Genomic DNA, 3677 nt, shown 5'->3' with positions numbered 1-3677 from the left:
CTCGGCGAACATTTCAGCTGGTGTCTGATACATCAAGGTCTTTCTGGGGCGCTCGTTGAGCTGGCGAGCGATGGCGCTGAGTTTGGCCTGGCTGTGGAGCGACAGATCCGTTCCCTTGGGCAGATATTGGCGCAGCAAGCGATTGGTGTTTTCGTTGGTACCGCGCTGCCACGGGCTTTGCGGATCGCAAAAATAGACGTCGACCTCGGTCGCCAGGGTGAAGCGCTTGTGATCAGCAAGTTCCTTGCCGCGATCCCAGGTCAGCGACTGATAGAGCTCGCGAGGCAGTTTGCGCGCCTGCTTTATCAGGGCCGAGACGACGCTGGCGGTCTCCTTGTTCGCCACCTTGGCCAGGATCACATAGCGTGACTGGCGTTCGACCAGCGTCACGATATGGCTGTTTCTCGCGCCAGAGATGAGATCGCCCTCCCAATGTCCGGGCACGGCGCGGTCCTCGACTGACGCCGGCCGTTCGCTGATCGATATCGCATCCTTGATCTGGCCAAGCCCGTCACGCTTCAGGCTGGCGTGGCGCGAGCGGCGGATCGTGCGCTTCGCCCGGAGATGCTCGAGCAGCTCCTTCTTCAGGACGCCACGCGCCTGGATGAACAGGCTTTTGTAGATCGTCTCGTGTGACACGCGGTGCTGCTCTTGGTCCGGAAAGCTGCGCTTGAGCCAGCCAGCGATCTGCTCGGGCGACCAGCTGCGGCGCAGCTTGCGCGATACTGTTCGGCGTAAGCCGGGATGGCAAGCCAGCTTGCACAGCTTGGGGCGCAGCGCGCGATCCCACGCGGCCTGATCCGAGACGGTCCCGCGATACCGGTCCAGACCGCCACCCCGGCCGACCTCGCGGCTGATCGTCGAAGGCGCCCGACCAAGCTGGGCTGCGATCGCTCTGAGCGAGCGGCCGGCGACAAGACCTCTCGATATCTCCTCGCGCTCGCTCAGGCTGAGGGATCGGCCCGACCGCCTGCGCTCCGCCGGACGAATGCCGCCCGACGGCGACAGCACCGAGAAAATCGACGACGACTGCCGATCAAACCGCCGGCCAATCGAACTCATCGACTCCCCACGCTGCCACCGGTCCCAAATCTCGGATCGCTGTGCCGCCGAGTAATAAATCCGCTGACGCTGCTTCATCCCCACACTCCTTCTCCTCAAAGAATGAAGTGTTGCGACCACCCGTTGAACCCACCGGAGAATTGTGATTTACACGCGACGTCAATTCATCGAGCAAACCTTCTTAGCAAGCACTGCAGTTGAGTTGGCGGGATGCGGCCCGAACAACTTGAATGTTGGGGTAGGTTCGGTTGTGCTCGCACCGATACCCACTCACGCATCCGCCGCGGCCGTCAGCGCATTGACGGTTGGCATGTCCGTGTTCCTTGGCGCCGATCTGGTAGGTGCCAATTATCCGGATCGCGATGCCTTTATTGTAGCGAATGCCCCGACGCAGATATTCATCGATAAGTTGAAAGGCTTGAGGGGCCCAAATGACGGCGCCGTCACGCATACTAACGCGGCGGTCGGAGGATCGTTCGACAATGACGTACCCCAGCAATGGGCCGGTGCGACGGGTAAGCCATTCAATCTCATCATTCTCGGCCTCGCGATGAATAGCGGATCGGTCTATGGCGTGCACGGGCGGGGGCCAAACGCAGATTACACAAAAAGAATACTCAAATCGTTCATCCGAGAGCATAATATAGCAGGAACCATGATTTTCGTCTGCAACACTATTCATCCGTGGCCGCAGAAGTTCGACATTGCCAAGACCGAAGAGGCCCTGGCCGAAGGTGTCGCCTACCCAGTCAGTCAAGCGACTCTATACGGTCACATCAATGTTACTTTTGACGCAGTGAAATCAACGATGCGAATTGACGAGCCGGACGCGGCGGGTCTCGGTTTTTTTGATCAGGCGGGTTCCGGTAATTATATAAAATCCGGAACGCAACTACGAATACGTCAAGGCGGGGGGCGAAATGACGGAGAGATATTCAAGGTCGTCACGAAGATAGATGGGGCGACACTGCGGATCGAGGCTGGAAATATTAAAGAATCGGGAGTTTTCTATCCGTTCGTTCAGCATTATTCTCCCGACCTCGAGCAGATTTTGACAGTCCCACCGTCGAAGCAGAAGCAGGTGAAAGATTGGTCGGGTAGTGGTGTAAAAATAGACGGTCTGGCTAGTTATTCACTTTGGAACAGCATACTTGGCGATATATGCAAAGAAGAGGGCGTTAAACTTATCGACCTTGAGTATAGAGGGTTTCGGTGGGCCGAGCGGTATGGCTGGGCGTCGGTTTATTCGTCGAGCTACGAGGGTGTGCCATTCAACACCTTCAATCACCCGCAAATTCGGGCTCAAAAAGTAATCTACGGGGATATGATGCGCGACTTAGCGGCGCGTTATAATGCCGGTCAGTTTCAAGCCGGTTTTGAAGCCCTTCGCGGCCCCGCCATTAGATAGGTGGGGTGTCGGTCGTGAAGAATACTCGAAAGGCAGTTGGGCGACAAAGACACGGTGGTGGTGGTAACGAGGCTCGACCGGCTGGCACGCTCCGCCGGTGACCTGCTCGACATCGCCGAGAAGCTGAAAGAGGCCGGCGCGGGCCTGCGCTCGCTGGCTGCGCCCTGGGCGGACACTCAATCGGCAGCTGGTTGCGTGGTGCTGACGGTGTTCGCGGCATCGCCGGATTCGAGCGCGAGCTGATCCACTAGCGTAGCAGCAGGGGGCGATGGGCGGGGCAAAGGCAAGGGGGGCCGCTTCGGCCGTCCACCGAAGCTCACTCCCGATCGGATCGCGCTCTTTGCGGAGGTGCGGAGGTGCTGGTTGAAGGCGACGAGCTCCTGATACTGGCCCTGACGCTTCCTGATCCAAGGACGTCCATGTTCTTGCGGCCGCGTTCCATTGTCAGGGCCGACGCGATTGTCAACTATAACCTCAGGGATTTTCCGGCCGAAGTGGCTGCCCCTTGTGGCATAGAGGTGAAGCATCCCGACGATTTCAACGTCAACGTCATCGGCCTCGATACGGGCAAAGCGCTAACTGCGATCGGCAACAGCGCCGACAGGTTCGCAAACCGCCGTTATCGCCGACGATTATCTCGAACGCTTCCGCGAGAGCGGCCTGATCCAAGAGAGCTCTACCCCTGCAACACTCGCCGAGCTGTTCTGAGGTGCGTGCAGCACGGCAGTGGCTAACCCGCGAACCTCATTGCCCAACCCCGCTATTGACGGGATACGGTATCGGCGAACGGTCGCTAGCCTTGGCGGAGCCGAGCCCCGATCAGGCGTCTGATACCGTGGTTGAGCGGCCGCTCGATCAGCAGATAGCAGGCGATCCCTCCGATAAGGCACGCGAAGACGGCGAATGGAACAAGGGCGATCGGCGACAATCTCGGCGCTAGTCGTATCCAAAGCTGAACAATCACGATGATGGAAAATGGATGCGATAGGTATAAGCTATAGGAAGCGTCGCCGAGAAACTCGCCCCAACGACCAACCAAGCCGCCGCTGGGGCCAGGGCACAACGTAACGAGTGCTACGGATCCGATCGCTGCGGCGGCAATGCTTACGGGCAGCCACACAGATGCCGTCTCGGCCAGAAACATCGAAACTGGCACCTCGACCACGAGGAGGGCAAGAGCCGCCAACCCGGACCAGCGCCAGACAGT

Annotated in this window: 4 protein-coding genes; 2 read left to right on the top strand and 2 right to left on the bottom strand. The window is 59.0% G+C overall.

Annotated elements, in window-relative coordinates; translation table 11 throughout:
- The coding region (locus tag NLI89_RS21405; RefSeq protein ID WP_254688764.1) for an IS30 family transposase at positions 1–1140 on the bottom strand (1140 nt) is incomplete at its 3' end.
- A gap of 232 nt (positions 1141–1372) precedes the next feature.
- On the opposite strand from NLI89_RS21405, the gene NLI89_RS21400 reads away from it, so the two are divergent.
- Entirely contained in the window at positions 1373–2470 is a 1098-nt protein-coding gene (locus NLI89_RS21400; protein WP_254688763.1) for a hypothetical protein, read from the top strand.
- 36 nt (positions 2471–2506) lie between these two features.
- On the top strand, positions 2507–2713 hold the full coding sequence (locus NLI89_RS21395) for a recombinase family protein (RefSeq protein WP_254688762.1): 207 nt from the start codon (positions 2507–2509) through the stop codon (positions 2711–2713).
- Positions 2714–3263: 550 nt separating this feature from the next.
- Here the strand turns inward: NLI89_RS21395 and NLI89_RS21390 are convergent.
- Positions 3264–3677: acyltransferase family protein (locus tag NLI89_RS21390; RefSeq protein ID WP_368077316.1), on the bottom strand; the 414-nt coding region annotated here is incomplete at its 5' end.

The sequence above is a fragment of the Sphingomonas faeni genome, assembly GCF_024273235.1.
Taxonomy (GTDB): Bacteria; Pseudomonadota; Alphaproteobacteria; order Sphingomonadales; family Sphingomonadaceae; genus Sphingomonas; species Sphingomonas faeni_A.
The sequence above is the reverse complement of the archived record's forward strand: the minus strand, read 5'-3'. Positions and strand labels throughout refer to the sequence as shown.